This window comes from Cryptosporangium sp. NPDC048952 (assembly GCF_043197895.1).
In the GTDB taxonomy this organism is placed as follows: domain Bacteria; phylum Actinomycetota; class Actinomycetes; order Mycobacteriales; family Cryptosporangiaceae; genus Cryptosporangium.
Window position 1 is genome coordinate 1,664,923 of sequence record NZ_JBICTY010000001.1, and the last position, 14,389, is coordinate 1,679,311.

A 14,389-nucleotide genomic window follows, 5' to 3' on the forward strand; every position below is an offset into this window, starting at 1 on the left:
TCCGGATCAGTCCAAGATCGCGCGGGTGACCGCGACCTGTTCGGTCAGTACGCCTCGGATGAGGCCCTGCGTCTGGTTGATCTCCTCGACCGCGGTGTGGATTTCGGCCAGCGACGCCGTGACCTCGTCGACCCGGGCCTGGATCGTGTCGACCTTGGTGCTGACGTCGGTCGTCGCCCGCTCGGTTTCGCTGGACAGTTCCTTGACCTCCCCGGCGACGACGGCGAAGCCCTTACCGGACTCGCCCGCCCGGGCGGCTTCGATCGTCGCGTTCAGCGCGAGCAGCTTGGTCTGCGCAGCGATCGACTGGATCGCCCGCACCACCTCGTTGATCTCCGCGCTGGCCTGGCCCAGCACCGCGACCTGCTGGTTCGCCTCGTCGGCGAGGTGCTCGCTGCGCTCGGCGACGTTAGCGGCCGCGGTGACGTTGCGTTCGACCTCCGCGATCGATTCGAGGAGTTCACGTCCGGCGCTCTGCAACTGGTCCGCCGACGCGAAGCGTTCGAGCGCCGATCCGACGAGGAACGCGGTGTTGCGCAGGGCGGCTTCCCGACCCGGGTACATGATGAGCGTCCGGGTCGCGAAGAAGTCCATCGTGCCGACGATCTCGCCGCCCACCCGGACGGGAAGGCAGACACCCGACTTCACCCCGGCGGCCTGCGCGGCGGGCCGGCGGACGCAGTCGGTCATTTCCCCGAGGTCCTCGACGAAGTACAGGTCGCCGCGGGCCCACGTGCGGCCGGACAGGCCGACGCCCTTCGCGAACGAGGCTTGCCGGGTGACCTCGCGGAACTCCGCTCCCGCGTCGCCGGACTCGATCGAGAACCGCAGCACCTGCTGGTCCTGGTCGAGCTGCCAGAAGGAGCCGTACTGCCAGTCGAAGTACCGGCGGATGGTCTCCAGCGCGGAGCGGAGAGCCTGTTCCCGGCTGGTCGCCTGGGTCAGCTCGCGGATCACGTGCGAGACGGCCTCGACGTCCTGGGCGGCCTTCTCCTGCCGGATGGCCTCCTGCAGGTGGGCCAGTGCGCGGGACACGAGGTTCCCGACCGCGCGCAGCACCGCCAGCCTTCCCGCCGAGGGCTGCAGCACCTCGGTGGTGAAGAAGTCCATGGTGCCGACGACCCGGTCCTCGTCGATGAGCGGGAAACACACCCCGCTGCGGACGCCGGCGCGCGACGCGGCCGGGGCGCGCACGCAGTCGCTCAGGTCCGCGATGTTCGGCACGAACACGAGGTCGCGACTCTTCCACGCGCGCCCGGACAGCCCGACGCCCTCGGCGAAGGCCGCCTCGAGGGTCACCTTGCGGAACTCGTCGTTGACGCTGCCGCTCTCCTGCGCGAACCGCAGTTCGTTGCTGGAGGGATCGAGTTGCCAGTACGACCCGTACGCCCAGCCGAACAGCTCGCGGATCAGGGAGAGCGCACTCCCGATCACCTCGTCCGGGGTCTTGGCCTGCTCCACCGCCCGCATGATCGCGGTCAGCGCCTGCACGTCGGCCTGCGCCTCCGTCAGGTCGGCCTGAGGCTGCGCAGACCGCTCCGACGACCTCCAGCTGAATCCCATCGGTACCCTTCGCGAGAACGCCGTTTGATCACGCAATCCGGTATTTCTTTCGGCGAAGAAGCGCTGGACCTGAGGCTCAGGCGACGGTAGTCCCCGCCAACTCGACCAGCCGCGAGCTCGAGGTGTCGACCCGCACGGTGCTGCGCGACATCGAGGCGCTGTCCGCAGCGGGGGCACCGCGCTGCTGCACTCTTGGATTTCTACGGTAGCGTAGGTTACGGAAGCGTAACCAGAAGCCAGGGAGTGCCGGAATGACTGACCGCCTATCGACGACCGGCCTGCTCCTCGAACTCGAGCCGGTCGTGGAGACGAACCTCAACCGGCACATGGCCACGGCCAAGGAGTGGTTCCCGCACGAGTACGTCCCGTGGAGCCAGGGCACGGACTTCGACGGCGTCCTCGGCGGCGAGGCGTGGTCGGTCGAGCAGTCCACGCTGAGCGACGTCGCCCGCACGTCACTCATCGTCAACCTGCTCACGGAGGACAACCTCCCCAGCTACCACCACGAGATCGCGCAGATGTTCGGCCGCGACGGCGCGTGGGGAACCTGGGTGCACCGCTGGACCGCCGAAGAGGGCCGCCACGGCATCGCGATTCGCGATTACCTGCTCACGACCCGCGCCGTCGACCCGATCGAGCTCGAGCGCGCCCGCATGGTGCACATGGGCACCGGCTTCGAAAATGCCTATTTGGACGACACGGTGCTGCACGGCATCGCGTACGTGTCGTTCCAGGAGCTGGCCACCCGGGTCTCGCACCGCAACACCGGCAAGATCAGCGCGGACCCGATCTGCGACCAGCTGCTGGCCCGCGTCGCCGCGGACGAGAACCTGCACATGATCTTCTACCGCAACCTGCTCGGTGCCGCGTTCGAGCTCGCGCCCAACGAGGCGATGCGCGCCGTGACCGACGTCGTCAAGACGTTCCAGATGCCCGGCCACAGCATCGAGAACTTCGGTCGCAAGTCCGTCCAGATCGCGATGGCCGGCATCTACGACCTGCGGATCCACCACGACGAGGTGGTCATCCCGGTGCTGCGTAACCTCAAGGCGCTCGAGACCACCGGCCTCTCCGACGACGGCGAGAAGGCCCGCGACGAGCTGGTGGAGTTCCTCGGCGAGCTCGACCGCCAGGCGACCCGGTTCTCCGAGCGCCGCGACAAGATCAACGCGAGGAAGGCGGCCCGCTAACGCCGCACCGGCCGGCCGGGAAACGCCCGCTGGTCCAAGCGGCCGTCGACGACCACGGGTTCGCCGTTCACGAGGACGTGCACGAACCCGGTCGACGGCCGCACGGAGTCCTGGTACGTCGCACCGTCGGTGACCCGCTCCGGGTCGAAGACGACGACGTCGGCATCAGCGCCGACCTGGATCCTGCCCTTGCGCCGCAGAGCCGGGACGGCGTTCTCGAGCACCTGGGCCGGTCGCAGCGTGCACCTCGCCACCACGTCGGTCAGCGAAAGACCTTCGCGGGCGAGACGGAGCACCCGGCCGAACGTGCCGGCGCTGCGCGGATGCGTCCGCGCGAACGACGGCAGGGGCCACTGCAACGGGTCGTAGGACTTGCCGTCCTCGATGACGAACGGAACGGCGTCGGATGCGACGACGGCGTGCGGCAGTGCGGCGAACCGCAGTAGCCGATCCCGGGCATGCGACTCGTCGAACATCGTGATGAACGCCAACCCCGAAGGGTCGGCCGCCCGCAGCTCCAACAGCCGCTCCACCGACGCGACGGTCTCCCCGGTGCGGGCGTAGACGACGTCCTGCGGTGTGCCGGTCGCGCCGAGGACGTGCAGCTGATCGGGGCGGAAGTAGTCGGCACCGATCGCGCTCATCCCGGCGCCGTACGGGTAGATCTCGCTCGTCACGCGAGCGCCCTCGGCCCGGGCCGCCTCGACCAACGCCTGCACACGGTCCAGGTGTCGCGTCGAGGTGGAATTGATGTGGCAGTAATGCATGTGCGCGCCGGTTTCACCGGCGACCCGGGTGATCTCCTCTGCGCCGTCGATGACGACGTCCGGGTCCTGCTCGACGAGTGGCCGCGCGTGCGTGAACGTGGGCACCCCGGAGGCGGCCGCGAGCCTGGCGACCTCGAGGTACTCCCCGGGATCCGTCGCGGCGGCGTAACCCTGCAGAATGCCGATGCCGAGCGCTCCGTCGGCGAGCTCCTGTTCCAGCAGGCCGAGGAGCGCCGAACGGGAGGCGGGGCCGCGCCAGGCGTCGGACCCGAGGTCGTCGAGCGGACTCGGCGAGGAGGAGCTGAGCGGGATTCCGCCGGCGACGTGCATGCGGATGCGCGCCCACGAGGCCGAGAACCCGTAGTTGATCGGGCGACCTTCGGCCGCGGCGCGTTCGTAAGCCGCCGACACCGGCGCCGCACCCGCCTCGAGCTCGAGAGCGGTGGTGACGCCGTCGAGCGCCTGGAGGCGGCACTCGCCGATCGCCTGGCCGTGGCTGTGCAGGTCGACGAAGCCGGGGGAGACGACGAGCCCTTCGGCGTCGATCTGCCGGTGGCCGACGAGGTCCGCTTCGGACACCGCGGCGATCCGGTCACCGCTGATGCCGACGTTCCGGACGCCATCGAGCCCGGTTTCGGGGTCGATGACACGGCCCCCGCGAAGAACGACGTCGTACTCCATGGCCCGAGAGCCTAGGGGGCCGGTGTGGAGCGACCCCATCCCGCGTCCCTCGTGACGTCGCTCAGCAGCGGAAGCACGCGGTGGGGGATCGGCGTCGAGACCGTGAACGTCGACGTCGTCTTGCGGACGCCGTCGAGGAGGACGATCGCCGCGGTGAGCCGCTGCAGCTCCTCCAGCGAGGCGATGGCGACGTGGACCAGGAGGTCCTCACGCCCCGCCTGGATCTTGACCTCGAGTACCTCGGGCAGGTCGCGCAGCCCGTCGATGATCGTCGGCATTTCGCGTTGATCGATCTCGAGGCTCACCAGGGCCTGCACCGGCAGCCCGATCACCGACAGGTTGATGATCGGCTGGAAGCCGACCAGGATGCCTTCGTCCTCCAGCCGGCGGAGGCGGTGCTGGACGGTCGTGCGGCTGACGCCGAGGTCGGACGCGAGCTCCGCGACCCCGGCGCGAGCGTTGGCCATGAGGCGCGACAGAAGTTCGACGTCGAGCCGGTCGATCGTTGCCAAAGTGCAGACCTCCGCACCGGAACGCGCGGGAGTACCGCTGCGATCTGCATAGTTGTCTTTCAATCAGTTGACGTTCTCGTCGAGCATATCGAGACTTTGCCTGTCGTGTCGCACGCAACATCGGCCGAACGCCCTACGTTCTGCCCATGCGGAGATCCCGCCCCTGGGCCGAACGAACGGGCATACACAGGGAGCGCCATGAACGTCCTACAGGATCTTCAGAGCCGCGATTTCGAGCAGCTCGTCGTGTGCCGGGACCCGGCAACCGGCCTCGAATCCGTGATCGCCATCCACGACACGACGCTCGGTCCCGCGCTCGGTGGCGTCCGCATGCGCAGTTACGCCAGCACGGAGGACGCGGTCCGGGACGCGATGAGCCTCGCCCAGTCGATGACGTACAAGTCGGCGGTGGCGGGGCTGGAGCTCGGGGGTGGCAAGAGCGTCATCAACGCTCCGGCCGACGCTGCTGACCGGGAGGCGCTGCTCGCCGCGCACGGGCGGTTCATCGCCTCGCTCGGCGGCCGGTACATCCCGGGCGCGGACATGGGTACCGGGGCCGCGGACATGGAGTTGCTGGCCCGGTCCGTGCCGCGGGTCTCGAGTCGCCGGGATCCGTCGCGGTTCACGGCGCGGGGGGTGTTGCGCGCGCTGGACGCTGCGGTGGAATGGGGGAACCTGACGGTTCGCCGGGTGGCGGTTCAGGGCCTGGGGAAGGTGGGCTCGCACCTCGTCGAGCTGCTGTTGGCTCGCGGTGTGCAGGTGGTCGTGGCTGACGTCGACCCGGAGCGGGCGCGCCGGTACGGGGTGGACGTCGTTCCGGCGGACGACATCCTGTCGACCGACGCCGACGTCGTCTGCCCGTGCGCGGCCGGCGGCGTGCTGACCGAGGCGGCCATCGACCGGCTCAAGGCCCGCCTCGTGGTGCCCGGCGCCAACAACGTGCTGGCGCACGACGCCGACGCGGGCATGCTCGCGGCGCGGGGCATCGTGTTCGTGCCCGATTTCGTGGCCAACGCGGGTGGGGTGATCGCGTGCGAGGCCGAGGTGAAAGGCACCGACGACGGTATCGACGCGAAGATCGAGGCGATCGGCGACACGACCGTGTCCATTCTGGAGGAGGCGGCACAGCGGGGCACCGACGTGGTCACCGTTGCCACCCTCCTCGCCGACCGCCGCCTGGCGAAGTGCCGCCACCAGCGCCCGTACTTCCACCCCGCATCGACTTAACTCATCCGACGAGTATACGAGCGCACGTGGGTACGTGTGAGGTACGTTTGAGGCATGACGATTGATCCGCATGCCGATCGGGCCATGTACCGGCAGCTGAGTGACCTTCTGGGAGCGGGGATCCGCAGCGGCAAATATCAGCCGGGGATGCCGATCCCGTCCGAGGCCATGCTGATGGAACGCCACGGCGTCGCGCGTAACACCGTGCGCCTGGCGATGGAAGTCCTACGCGACCAAGGGCTCGTCGTGACGCGTCACGGGCGCGGCACGTTCGTCCGCACCGACGAGGACGAGTCAGCCCAGAACATCGCGTAGTCGCTCACCGCCCACGAATTCTTCGACAGGAGTGCCACGCGGGTCGTACGTGACGACGAGGTCGTGGCCTCAGGAAACCCGACGACCGGCCGATTGGCCAGCGTGTTGAAACCGCTCTTCGGCCTCGGCGTGTTCGCCCTGGTCGGCGCGGTCCGCAGCGGCTGGTTCGCCGAGGGCGACACGTTCTGGCAGATCCAGGCCGGCACCGAGATCCGGCAACAGCACACGGTCTTCCTCACCGACACGTTCTCCTGGTCGATGGCGGGCCGTGCGTGGCACCCCAACTCTTGGCTGTTCGACGTGCTGCTGTCGATGGCCTGGACCGGTGCCGGGTCGGTCGGGCTGGCCCTGTTCACGTTCTGTTGCGTCGCCCTCGTCGGAGTGAGCGTGACGTTCACCGCCCGGGCGCTGGGTGCGCGGACACATGTGACCACGGCGCTGCTCGTGGTGCCGCTGCTCCTCTGGCTGAGCGCACGGCCGCAGACGCTCACCTACGCGCTGCTGCCGGTCGTCGTCCTGCTGGCCGGGCGGCTGATGGAGGAGAGCGGCCGCCGGCTCGCGCTGGGCCTCGCCGCGCTCTACCTGCTCCTGACGCTGTGGGTGAACCTGCACCTGGCCGCGCTGGCCGCGGTCCCGGCTCTCGCGGCAGGCCTCGCAGCCGCCCTACTGACCCGCCGCCGCAGCAGCGGCACACCGGCCGCCACCCGCCGCACCCCAGCAGCCGCCTGCGGCTGTATGACGGCCGTTGCGATCCTGGGGGTCGTCGTGCTCGGGTGTGCGACCTCACCCTTCGGGTTCGGGGCGCTCGGCTCCGCACTCGCCACCCGCGACGCCTCCACCGAACTCATCCCCGAGTGGGCGCCACTCTGGCGCACCTCCTGGATGGCCGTTTTCACCTGGGCGGGGGCCGCGATCGCCGTCGCGCTGGCGATGGCGGCCTGGCGTCGCCCGCACGTCCCGATGTTCGCCGCCAGCGCCGGCCTGCTCCTTCTGGGAGGGGCTGAGGCGGCACGCTTCTCGCCGATGGCGCTCGTCGTCGCGATGCCCGCGGCCGCCGCCTGGGCGAGCGGCGTCGACTGGCGCGGAGGGCCAAGAACGCGCCGGGTCGCGTTCTTCGCCACCGGCACCGCGGTCGGACTGGTGGTTGCGCTCGTGGTGCTCATCGCGGTCCGCCTCCCGAGCTTCGGACGCCCGGCTCCCGACACGTATCCCACCGACACGACGGTGCAAGCGATCCCGGACGGCTGCCGGGTGCTCAACGAGTACGACGACGGCGGCTACCTGGTCCTGCGCCGCTCGGCCGACGGGGTCCGCGTCGCGATGGACGGTCGCAACGACGTCTACGGGGCCGCGCTCATCACCCGGATGCTGGAACTCACCGAGGGGCGTCCGGGCGCGCTCGCCGAACTGAATCGCGACAGCGTACGCTGCCTGCTGCTCGACCCTCGCCGACCGCTGGTCGCCCAGGCACGGAAAGCGGGTTGGCTCACCACGGCCACCGACAGCAACAGGGTGCTCCTGCTGAGTCCAGGGTCACAGTCCAATTAAGGCAAGCCTTACCTAAGATAGACGCATGACTATGCGGATCGCCGTCGTCGGCGCCGGACCGGCCGGCATCTACGCCGCGGACCACCTGATCAAGGCGTCAGAAACCGCCACGATCGACATCCTCGACCGGTTACCGACCCCGTACGGCCTGATCCGCTACGGCGTCGCCCCGGACCACCCGCGGATCAAGGAGATCATCACCGCGCTGTTCCGCGTGCTGAACAACCCGCGGATCCGCTTCCTCGGCAACATCGAGTACGGCGTCGACGTGAAGCCCGAGGAGATGCGCCGCTACTACGACGCGACGATCATCGCCACCGGCGCCGAGAAGGACCGCGCGCTCGACATCCCGGGCATCGACCTGCCGGGCAGCTACGGCGCCGCGGCGTTCGCCTCCTGGTACAACGGCCACCCCGACGTTCCGCGCGACTGGCCGCTGAACGCTCAGCAGGTCGCCGTCATCGGCGCCGGGAACGTCGCGGTGGACGTCGCGCGCATCCTGGCCAAGACCGCCGACGAACTGCTCGAGACCGAGATCCCCGAGAACGTCTACCGGCACCTGGCGGCCAGCCCGGTCACCGACGTGCACATGTTCTCCCGGCGCGGCCCGGCGCAGGTCAAGTTCACGCCGCAGGAACTGCGCGAACTCGACGCCTCGCCCAACGTCGAGGTCATCGTGCACCCCGAGGGCATCGAGTTCGACGAGGGCAGTCTCGCCGCGATGCGCGCGACGCGTCACGTCAAGATGTGTGTGGACATCCTGCAGAACTGGGCCGTCCGCGAGCCCCGCGACCGGCCGCGCCGGCTGCACCTGCACTTCCTCCAAGCGCCGGTCGAGGTCCTCGGAGACGGCAAGGTCGAGGCCCTGCGCACCGAGACGCAGGAACTCACCGGCGACGGCTGGATCCGCGGCAGCGGCCAGTTCACCGACTGGGACGTCCAGGCCGTGTACCGGGCCGTCGGCTACCTCAGCGAGGCACTGCCCGACCTGCCGTTCGACAACGGGAGCGGCACGATCCCGCACGCCGCCGGACGCATCCTCGATCTGGACGGCGAGCACATCCCCGGGATGTACGTGACCGGCTGGATCAAGCGGGGTCCGGTCGGCCTGATCGGCCACACCAAGGGCGATGCCGGAGAAACAATTCAAAGCCTTCTGGCCGACGATCTGCCGCCCGCGCCCGAGCGCGATGCCGACGCCGTCCTCGCTCACCTCGACGCACGCAACATCGAGTACACCACCTGGGTGGGCTGGCAGCGGCTCGACGAGCACGAGATCGCGCTCGGAACACCGCACAACCGCAAGCGCATCAAGGTCGTGGCCCGCGACGAGATGCTCCGGCTCAGTCGAGTCCCAGGGCCCGTGCGCGGCTGACCGCCGCACGTCGCGTCCGGACGCCGAGCTTGTCCAGCGCGGCGGCGACGTGCGTGTCCACGGTGCGGACCGACAGCACGAGCCGGGCGGCGATCTCCGCGTTGGTCAGGCCTTCGGCCAGCAACCGGACGACGTCGGCCTGACGGCTGGTGAGGCCGGCCGGATTGCCGCGGGTGGCCGGCTGCGGGCCCCGGGGCACGCGCGCGACGCCGAGTTCACGAAGCCGGGCCCTGATCCGCCCGGCCAGCGGCGTCGCCCCCAGTTCGTCGGCCGTCCGCAGGGCGGCCAGCAGATCGTCGGGGGAGTCCGCGCCGCGGGCGACGGCGAGCGCGCTCTCGTAGCGGCAGCCGGCGCGTGCCCACGCGTCCGCGGCCTCCCGCCACGCTCCGGTGTAGAACAGCGAGTGCGGGCTGCTGTAGGACTCGTCAGGTATCTGCACCCCGGCGTCCCTCATCCAGGATTCGAACTCCTCCAACCCCGGCGGCCGACCGAGGCCCGCGAGTCCCCGATACACGTCGACCAGTTCGGACGCGGCGCGAGGCAAATCCTCCTGGAGCCAGGCGAGCTCGAGCAGCGCGGCCGCCGCGGGGCACACGGCTTGCGGCTCGGTGAGCTGCTGAGCCAGCGTCCACGCCTGCCGCAGTAACGCCTCACCGCCCTCCTGCCCGCGCCGCACCCGGATCCGGCCGAGATAGAGCAGCGCATTGCACCGAAGGGCCAATTCGGCGTCGACGAACGACCCGGCCTCGCGTTCGACCCGGTCCCAGCGGTCGCGCATGAAGTCGACCTGGCTCAGGTTCAGGCGCAGAAATCGGAGGTAACCGAGGAACTCCGCCTCGTCGGCGAGCGCGATACCTGCGGTGAGAATTCGTTCGGCCTCGTCCAGGTCCACGACGTCCACCAGAAGCATCGACAGGTTGACGTACGCGCGGCAGGCCGCCTCGGTCCCTCCACCGGCCAGCGCGACCCGGAGGCTTTCCTCGAGATGCGTTCGGCCCTCGTCCCACCAGACCGATTGGCCGAGCGTGTTCAGCGCGTGCGAGAGCTGTCCGGCATCGCCGACCGCCTCTGCCATGGCCGCGGCCCGCCGAGCCAGCGGTTCGGCATCGAAATACCGCCCGGCCAGCGACGACAGCTGCGCCTGATTGTTCAACGCGAGCACGAGTGCCTGTTCTTCTCCGGTCTGCTCCAGGATCGCGACGGCCTCCGCGCCGCACGCGTCCGCCTTGATGCGATCTCCCACCCACCAGTACATCCGCGACAGCCATCGCACGCTGAGGCCGAGCGCGCGAACGTCGTCGTGATCCCGGCGGCGCTGGACGACCTCTTCCTGGACCCGGACTGCCTGCTCGTACAGCCCAGTGATGCTGCACTCGATCGCGTAGGCCTCGGCGAGGTCGGGGTCGAACGCATCGAGGCGGTCCACCACCAGCCGGTAGTGCGCGACGGCTTCGCGGTGCGCTCCGGTGGCGGCGGCCGCTCGTGCGGCGATCGGGCCGTACCGAATGATGACGTCGTCCGCTCCGGCTTCCGCGGCGTGGTGGACGATCCGCGAGACGTCGACGCCCGGACGCTCGAGCAGGGCCGCGAGCACGGCCTGGTTGCAGGCGATGCGCCGCGTGGCGGGCAACGAGTCCAGGATCGCTCGACGGGCCAGTTCGTGACCGAATGCGACAGTCGTCGGTGAGACGGTCAGCACGCCGCGCCGCTCGGCGTCCGCGAGGGCGGCCACGCCGCCCGGCACGACGGCCTCCACCAGCCACAGCTCGGCCGCCGAGGGGATCACCGCGAGTTGTTCGACGACAGCCCGGGTCGCTGGCTCGGACAAACGGCCCCGAACGGCCTCGGCGACGCTTCGCGGAACCCGCGCCGCGTCCCCCGAGGCCAGCACCTCGGTGACGAAGAACGGGTTGCCCGACGTCACCTCGTACACCTGCTCAGGATCCATCGATGTGTGCGCACCCAGGAGGCGCACGGCGTCGGGTGACAGCCTCGCGGGGCGCAAGCGTTCCGCGTTCGACGCCAGCCCGAGAAGCTGCCGCAGCGGCTCGTCGTCGGCGTCCCGATAGGTCAGCACCAACGCCGACGGCAGCGACGCGATCCGGCGGATCAGGAACCGCAGGACGTCGAGCGTGGCTTCGTCGGCCCAGTGGACGTCTTCGACGACGAGCACGGTTGGCTGCATCAACTCGGCGCGTAGGGCGTCGAAGATGCGGTCGCCGGACTCCAGCGCCTCGGTGAGTCCGGTACCGATCAGGTCGCGGAACGGCCCCAGCACGCGCGGCGTCGCGAGGTCGTCGCAATACCCGACGAGAAGCCGCATTCCGGCGGGAAGAACCGTCGGCAGAGCGGCGATCAGCGTTGACTTGCCGATGCCGGCCTCGCCACCGATGAGCACGACCGACCCAGCACCGACGGCCGCTAACGCCGAAAGTTCGTTCTCGCGCTCCAAGACCGGCACGGAGAGATTTTCCCCGATCTCGGTAGTGCGGGCCAGCGACCTCGGTAGTGACCACGGATCCGCCGGAGCATGGCTCTGTCTACAACGGAACTATGCCTTTCTACCCGTCGCGCAGCGACCCCCGCGGACCCTTCGACGGCCTCCCCGACACCCGACGACTGGAGAGCCTTCGGGTGACCAGAACCTCCTCCAAAATTCTCTCCGTGCTGCGCCGCACGCGGCGACGCAGGCCCAAGGACCGTCGCTAGTCCGGAAGCGAAGTCGGATGCACGACGAGCTCGCGGATGTGCACGTTGGCCGAACGTGCCACCGCATCGGCCGCCAGCGGGGACATCTGCGCTTTGCCGGCGAGGAGCATCTCCCGCCACTCGTCGTGCTCGATCCGGTCTCCCAGTTCGCTGTCGGTGACCCCGGGCACACCGAGCACGTTGAGCGTGAGCATCCGCTCCCACTCCTCGCGGCGCCCTTCCTCGAACGGCGCGACGAGCATGACTCCGGCGTTGGCGACGACCAGGTCGGCCGGGCCGAACCGTGTCCGGACCGCTGCGGCGGCTGCGTCGAGCTCCGACGGGCTGGTGACGTCCACCGGGATCGGCAGAGCGTTCGCGCCGATCGACGCGGCCAGTGCGTCGAGGCGGTCTTTGCGGCGGGCGAGCAGCGCGACGCGCGCACCGTCGGCGGCCAGGCGCTGGGCGGTGGCGGCGCCGATTCCGGAAGAGGCGCCGGTGACAACGGCGATACGTGGATCCATGGGACGACGGTCGCGTGCTGCCGGACCCCGAACCAGACCGGACACCGTCCTAGGACTGGTCAGGGCCACCCTCGTCGGCGCGGAGCGCGGCACACTGGGGCCATGGGGACGAAGAACGCCGGGCTCGGCGACTTCCTGCGCGCCCGCCGCGACCGGCTGCGCCCCGCAGTGCTGCCCGCCGGGCCGCGGCGCCGGGTGCCGGGGCTGCGCCGCGACGAGCTGGCGCTGCTCGCGGGCGTCAGCACCGACTACCTCGTCCGGCTGGAGCAGGGCCGGGACCTCAACCCGTCCGAGTCGGTGCTCGGCGCGCTCGCCGACGCGTTGGACCTCGACGCCGACGACCGCGCGCACCTGCACACGCTGGCCGCCGCCGCCCGGCGTGGCCGCGGCGACTGCCGCCGGCGCCGACCGCGCCAGCAGGTCCGCCCCAGTGCCCGCCGACTGTTCGAGGCGATCCCCGGCTCACCCGCGCTGATCCTCGGCCGTTGGATGGAGGTTCTCGACGGGAGAGCGTCGCCACGGAAGCGATCGCGTTCGTGCGAGCGCACACCGCGGGCGACGGCGCCGACCGAGACCTGTGCGAGCTGGCCGGCGAACTGCTGCTGGGCAGTGAGCTGTTCGCGCGTCTCTGGGCCGAGCATCCCGTCCGTAACCGGCCCTTCGGAACCACCCGCTTCGCGCATCCGCAACTGGGCGAACTGACGCTCGACTACGAGATGCTGGCGCTGCCCGACCCCGGCCAGTGGCTCGTCGTCCACACGGCGGCCGACGACTCCGCCCGGACCGCTCTCGATTTACTGAGCACCTTGGCGGCAGCCTGCTAATCCGTTGACTCGCCGAGACCTGCCAGGATAATTGCACGAGTGTCCGCGCCCGAACTGCGTAAAAGTATCGAGGCCCTGCTCGGCGAGCAGCGCGCCGATGGCTTGAACCGCCTTGCTGTGGAACTCGACGCGCTGGAGTCCACAGTCGGTGACGCGTGGACGGCCGATACGATTCTGCTGCCGCTATCCGGCCTACGAGCGCAGCAATTGGAAGCTGGCGCAGCAATCAATAACGAAGACTGGATTTACATCCGCTCAGATGACGGCAAAACGATACTCGCGGTCGACGAGTTCGCCGACGCCGCTCATAGCGACTACGCCGCCGCCGTGATCTACCCGGAACTCCACACGCGGCTCGTGAGCTGGTGGCTGACGCATGCGTGGAGAGTGCTCGATCTGGCAACTTGCGCGGTTGACGCTGTCTGGCAGTGGCGACTGCCGTCTGCGGCCGTCGCGTCTCGGGCGGTGCTGGAGGAGACGGGAAGTCTGCTCCGCGAGTCACAGAAGTTCGGGGTGGCCTGGGCGGAGGCGAAAAAGTTGGAACCCGATGCGCTACAACGCCCTGCTTCGGTCCGTAGATTGTTCACAGACGAACTGATTCAAGCGGGTTTTGGTACACGTCTCGATGGATCGTCGGAAAAAATACGGGCCACGAACGTTCTGACGCTGGTCGACAAGTTGGGCAAGACGCTCGAAGAGCCGCGAATTCGAGAGTGGTACGACTGGTTGTCGGATTCTTCGCATCCTGCGTTCGGCGCGCGCGTGCTGTATTCAACGCTGCCGATCAGCCACGCGAGCCGGGCGGTCACCGTCCGGTATTACTCACGCTCGCCGATGGTGAAGGTCGGACGCGACGGTAACTCTTCGCTCCACGTGGAGGTCGTTGAGCACATTGCGGACACGATCCTCCTCTGTGGGCTGACGGCTGTTGCTCTGCTGACGCAGAGCTTGGCCGTGGTCGACGACTTCGGCCTTACAACCGGCGCCGCTCGTTTCACCGAACGGCGATACTGGCGCAACTTCATCCCTGTTCGCGGCAACCGAAAATGCCCCTGCGGAGCGGGTAGCTGGTCGATGTGCGGGCATCGATGGGGGCTGCCGGCGCCCTCCGTTCTAGCACCTCGTGCCGGCGATACCTTGTCTCGCGATCCTCGATCTGAAAGGCCATGATGGCT

At 69.4% G+C, this 14,389-nt stretch carries 12 protein-coding genes and 2 pseudogenes; 9 read left to right on the forward strand and 5 right to left on the reverse strand.

From position 1 onward, the window contains the following. Window positions 1-6: 6 nt before the first annotated feature. Window positions 7-1,563 (reverse strand): GAF domain-containing protein, encoded by a 1,557-nt coding sequence (locus ACGFY5_RS07910; protein WP_392718503.1) that lies wholly within the window; start codon window positions 1,561-1,563, stop codon window positions 7-9. 35 nt (window positions 1,564-1,598) lie between these two features. Here ACGFY5_RS07910 and ACGFY5_RS07915 point away from each other — a divergent pair. Next, window positions 1,599-1,742, forward strand: a pseudogene (locus ACGFY5_RS07915) (HTH domain-containing protein); the annotation flags it as partial. 72 nt (window positions 1,743-1,814) lie between these two features. Continuing rightward, complete coding sequence (locus tag ACGFY5_RS07920; protein ID WP_392718505.1) at window positions 1,815-2,753, forward strand: acyl-ACP desaturase; 939 nt, start codon at window positions 1,815-1,817, stop codon at window positions 2,751-2,753. On the opposite strand, the gene ACGFY5_RS07925 is transcribed toward ACGFY5_RS07920, so the two are convergent. Both ACGFY5_RS07925 and ACGFY5_RS07930 read right to left on the reverse strand, forming a co-directional pair. Next, window positions 2,750-4,201, reverse strand: coding sequence for an amidohydrolase family protein (locus ACGFY5_RS07925; RefSeq protein WP_392718507.1), 1,452 nt, complete (start codon window positions 4,199-4,201; stop codon window positions 2,750-2,752). The genes ACGFY5_RS07920 and ACGFY5_RS07925 overlap by 4 nt on opposite strands. 11 nt (window positions 4,202-4,212) lie before the next feature. Continuing rightward, entirely contained in the window at window positions 4,213-4,713 is a 501-nt protein-coding gene (locus ACGFY5_RS07930) for an Lrp/AsnC family transcriptional regulator (RefSeq protein WP_392718509.1), read from the reverse strand. A 198-nt stretch (window positions 4,714-4,911) separates the two neighbouring features. Between ACGFY5_RS07930 and ACGFY5_RS07935 the strand changes: the two genes are divergently transcribed. The 4 genes from ACGFY5_RS07935 (at window position 4,912) to ACGFY5_RS07950 (ending at window position 9,178) form a co-directional block, all read left to right on the forward strand. Further along, window positions 4,912-5,940: a Glu/Leu/Phe/Val dehydrogenase gene (locus ACGFY5_RS07935; RefSeq protein WP_392718511.1), complete on the forward strand. Its 1,029-nt coding sequence runs from the start codon at window positions 4,912-4,914 to the stop codon at window positions 5,938-5,940. 54 nt (window positions 5,941-5,994) lie between these two features. Continuing rightward, a complete protein-coding gene (locus ACGFY5_RS07940) occupies window positions 5,995-6,255 on the forward strand; it encodes a GntR family transcriptional regulator (RefSeq protein ID WP_392718513.1) in 261 nt (86 codons plus the stop codon). Window positions 6,256-6,357: 102 nt separating this feature from the next. After that, window positions 6,358-7,803 carry a hypothetical protein gene (locus tag ACGFY5_RS07945; RefSeq protein WP_392718515.1) on the forward strand — a complete coding sequence of 482 codons (1,446 nt, stop codon included), beginning with the start codon at window positions 6,358-6,360 and terminating at the stop codon, window positions 7,801-7,803. A 25-nt stretch (window positions 7,804-7,828) separates the two neighbouring features. After that, window positions 7,829-9,178: an FAD-dependent oxidoreductase gene (locus ACGFY5_RS07950; protein ID WP_392718517.1), complete on the forward strand. Its 1,350-nt coding sequence runs from the start codon at window positions 7,829-7,831 to the stop codon at window positions 9,176-9,178. On the opposite strand, the gene ACGFY5_RS07955 is transcribed toward ACGFY5_RS07950, so the two are convergent. Together ACGFY5_RS07955 and ACGFY5_RS07960 are read right to left on the reverse strand one after the other, a co-directional pair. After that, window positions 9,147-11,639 carry an AAA family ATPase gene (locus tag ACGFY5_RS07955; RefSeq protein WP_392718519.1) on the reverse strand — a complete coding sequence of 831 codons (2,493 nt, stop codon included), beginning with the start codon at window positions 11,637-11,639 and terminating at the stop codon, window positions 9,147-9,149. The genes ACGFY5_RS07950 and ACGFY5_RS07955 overlap by 32 nt on opposite strands. 244 nt (window positions 11,640-11,883) lie before the next feature. Continuing rightward, on the reverse strand, window positions 11,884-12,390 hold the full coding sequence (locus ACGFY5_RS07960) for an SDR family oxidoreductase (RefSeq protein WP_392718521.1): 507 nt from the start codon (window positions 12,388-12,390) through the stop codon (window positions 11,884-11,886). A 102-nt stretch (window positions 12,391-12,492) separates the two neighbouring features. On the opposite strand from ACGFY5_RS07960, the pseudogene ACGFY5_RS07965 reads away from it, so the two are divergent. The 3 genes and pseudogenes from ACGFY5_RS07965 to ACGFY5_RS07975 form a co-directional block, all read left to right on the forward strand. Further along, window positions 12,493-12,684: pseudogene (locus ACGFY5_RS07965) on the forward strand (helix-turn-helix domain-containing protein); the annotation flags it as partial. A 191-nt stretch (window positions 12,685-12,875) separates the two neighbouring features. Beyond that, window positions 12,876-13,214 carry a hypothetical protein gene (locus tag ACGFY5_RS07970; RefSeq protein WP_392718523.1) on the forward strand — a complete coding sequence of 113 codons (339 nt, stop codon included), beginning with the start codon at window positions 12,876-12,878 and terminating at the stop codon, window positions 13,212-13,214. A 39-nt stretch (window positions 13,215-13,253) separates the two neighbouring features. Next, window positions 13,254-14,384 carry a hypothetical protein gene (locus ACGFY5_RS07975; RefSeq protein ID WP_392718525.1) on the forward strand — a complete coding sequence of 377 codons (1,131 nt, stop codon included), beginning with the start codon at window positions 13,254-13,256 and terminating at the stop codon, window positions 14,382-14,384. Window positions 14,385-14,389: the final 5 nt, after the last annotated feature.